This is a genomic window from Melghirimyces thermohalophilus (genome assembly GCF_900102685.1).
GTDB classification, from domain to species: domain Bacteria; phylum Bacillota; class Bacilli; order Thermoactinomycetales; family DSM-45169; genus Melghirimyces; species Melghirimyces thermohalophilus.
On the sequence record NZ_FMZA01000034.1, the window covers coordinates 1 to 3,151 of the forward strand.

General features: G+C 49.1%; 2 protein-coding genes and 1 pseudogene. All 3 read left to right on the top strand.

All coding sequences use genetic code 11. The annotated features are described in order from the left end of the window. Positions 1-149: 149 nt before the first annotated feature. The 3 genes and pseudogenes from BLP91_RS16245 (at position 150) to BLP91_RS16255 (ending at position 2,913) form a co-directional block, all read left to right on the top strand. Positions 150-842, top strand: a pseudogene (locus BLP91_RS16245) (response regulator transcription factor). Next, a complete protein-coding gene (locus BLP91_RS16250) occupies positions 839-2,209 on the top strand; it encodes a sensor histidine kinase (protein ID WP_091573163.1) in 1,371 nt (456 codons plus the stop codon). The pseudogene BLP91_RS16245 and the gene BLP91_RS16250 overlap by 4 nt, the downstream one beginning before the upstream one ends. A 104-nt stretch (positions 2,210-2,313) precedes the next feature. Then, the gene (locus BLP91_RS16255; RefSeq protein WP_091573164.1) at positions 2,314-2,913 is read left to right on the top strand and encodes a PepSY domain-containing protein; all 600 of its coding nucleotides are present in this window, start codon (positions 2,314-2,316) and stop codon (positions 2,911-2,913) included. Positions 2,914-3,151 lie beyond the last annotated feature (238 nt).

The following is a 3,151-nucleotide window of genomic DNA, read 5'->3' on the forward strand; positions in this document are numbered from 1 at the left end:
AGCCTCGGATCGATGATCCGGGCTTTTTTATGTCGATGAAAAAGTTCTCTGTCTAAAAATGGCAGGGGACTTTTTCTTTTTAACAGCAAATTTTAATCTATTCGCGTTACAATCGATAGGAAAATAATTAAAGCGGGGGCTTGTCATCCATGAGTGCGCAGATTTTGATCGTGGAAGATGAAATAAAGATCGCCCGTGTGCTGCAATTAGAGTTGGAATATGACGGGTATCGAGCTGAAATCGCCCATGATGGTGTACAAGGAATGGAGATGGCAACGGCAGGTGGCTGGGATTTGATCTTGCTGGATATCATGCTGCCGCGACTCAACGGGATCGAGGTGTTGCGCCGTTTCCGCCGGAAAAACGAGCAGACACCTGTGTTACTATTAACCGCTCGGGATACCGTTTTAGACAAAGTGATGGGATTGGATCAAGGGGCGAACGATTATATAACCAAACCCTTTGAAATCGAAGAAGTTTTGGCTCGGATTCGAGCCAACCTTCGCTTCAGCAGCAAAAAGGGAGAGGTGGAAGAGGATCGGCTCACTGTGGCAGACCTAACCTTGAACCCCAAAACGCGGGAAGTACGTCGGGGAGAGAAAGAGGTCCATCTCACCCCCAGAGAGTTTGATTTGCTTTATTATCTGATGCGCCATTAGGGTCAAGTGTTGGATCGGGAACAGATTATTCAAGGAGTATGGGGTTTCGATTACATGGGGGACACCAACGTTGTCGATGTCTATATTCGCTACCTACGTCAAAAAATCGATAAAGGTGAATCTTCTCCCCTGATTCAAACGGTGCGCGGTGTCGGTTACACCCTGCGGGAGAAAGATCGATGAAGATTTCCACCCGCATTCAACTCTTTACCACAGCGATGATGCTGGTTTTGTTAATCGGTGCAAATCTCAGCGTGTACACTCTGTTTCACCACCAAACGAAAAATGCGGAGGTGGAGCAATTACAGGGGAGAGCGGAGAGCATTGTCAGGGCGATCCAGGTATCCAATGAGGGAAGAGGAGAGAATACCGCTACGAGCAGCCTGTTGCGGGCTTATCTGACTGAGGGCGGCATGATCCGGGTGATCGACTCGGAGGAGAAAGTGTTATTAACCGTCACCGAACAACCGGAGTTGATCCAAGCTCAGCCTCCTGCCTACCGGGACCGCCAAGACCACCGTTTTTTTACTCGAAACCATCAACCCTATTTAACCGTCTACTATCCGATGATATGGAGCAACGGACAAGTCGTGACCTTGGAGGTGACAGAGAACCAGGGATTGGTGGGGGAAACCCTGCGGATTCTGCGTTGGGTATTGTTTTTTTCCACGATTGTCGTTCTTATTCCGATCATGATCTCTGGACGTGTTTTAAGCAAAATTCTTTTGCAGCCGATTCTCTCCTTGATCGGTACGATGGAACAAAATCGACGTCAAGGCACCTTTCAGCGGTTAAAATTGAACGATCGAACTCATGATGAGTTGACACAAATGGCGGTGACCTACAATCGGATGATGGATTGGATGGAGGAAAACTTTCGCAAGCAACAGGATTTTGTGGCCGATGCCTCCCATGAATTAAAGACACCGCTCACGGTGATTGAGAGTTACTCTAATCTCCTGAAAAGATGGGGGCAGGCAAAACCGGAAGTGAGGGAAGAGGCGGTAGAAGCGATCCATTCTGAAGCGAAGCGGATGAAGTCCCTCACCCATCAGATGCTGGACTTAGCCCGGGAAGATACCCATGAGCTTCTCCGCTTGGAGAGGGTAGATCTGGGCGAATTGTGTGGGGAAACGGTCCGATCCTTATCCCGTACTACCGGGAGGACTATTCGACTGAAAGCCGCAGATCCGGTGTGGGCTCAGGTTGATCGGGAGAAATGGAAACAACTGATGTTTATCCTTGTGGATAACGCTTTGAAATATAGCGAAGAAGCGGTAGATGTGACAGTGGAGAAGATAGATGAAGGGCCGCGCATTCAAGTGGCGGACCAAGGTATCGGCATCCCGGAAGAGGATCAAAAACGGATTTTTGAACGTTTTTACCGGGTGGATAAGGCTCGGAGTCGCAAGACCGGCGGAAGCGGTTTAGGCTTATCCATCGCCAAGCGGATTATCGATGCCCATCAGGGCCGATTTTTACTGTCCAGTGCGGAAGGGAAGGGGACCGTGGTGACGATCCAATTGCCTCCGTCAGGTGGTGATGGATGAGGAGGACAATCGGATTCTCATCATTTTCTCATTTGACTCACCGCGGTTTATCAGTTGGCCTTTTTATCATCATCATTAGTAACGTCGCTAAGGAGTGAATAGTTGTGAAAAAAAGGACAGGGTTGGCTGTGTTGGCGGGAGCGGTGCTTATCGCTGGAGCCGGGTTTGGTATCAACCAGATCTTTGCCGGTAAGGCCGATCCCGCCCTCACTTCGCAAGAGGCTGCAAAAGCTGCAGAAGAACGTTACCCTGGTAAGGTGGAAGACGTGGACTTAGACGATCAGGGATCCCGCAAGGTATATGAAATCGAGTTGGATGGTGACCAAGGGGAATACGAAATTAAGATGGACGCCGATACCGGTGACATCATGAAGGTGGAACAAAATCGGACAGAGCATCGGGCAGCTAAAGCAGATGAAAAGGATAAGAATGATAAGAAGCAGCAACACCCTAAGGGGCGTCAGCCGATCAGTGAGGCGCAGGCAAAACAGATTGCCTTGAGTCAAGCGGAGGGAACGATCAGCGAGATTGAGTTGGACCGAAATGATGGTCGGTTGGTTTATGAGGTGGAAGTGGAGGATGGACAGCAGGAAACGGATATGGAAATCGACGCATATACCGGCAAGGTTCTGTTTATGTCGATGGAAAATGACAATGGAGATGATCAGGACGATGATCGCGATGATGATAAAAATGGTGATTGAAAAGCGCAGGAATACCCTTCTGAAGCCCGCGTGAGCGGGACTTCTTTTTGCCGAAAAAAATCTCGAAAAAGGGGTTGATACAAATGCACATACGTGATATATTATTACTTGTCGCCGCGAGGTGACAGCGAAACCGAAGCAACGATGCACCTTGAAAACCGGATACGGAAGAGAGCCAAGAAGGTCACAATTCACCGGAGCAACTGAGGAGAAGTTACGAAGGGCACACGGTGGATGC

What these genes read in the sequence shown, in the direction of transcription:
- BLP91_RS16250 (WP_091573163.1), top strand. Translation starts at nt 839, where the DNA reads ATGAAGATTTCCACCCGCATTCAACTCTTTACCACAGCGATGATGCTG.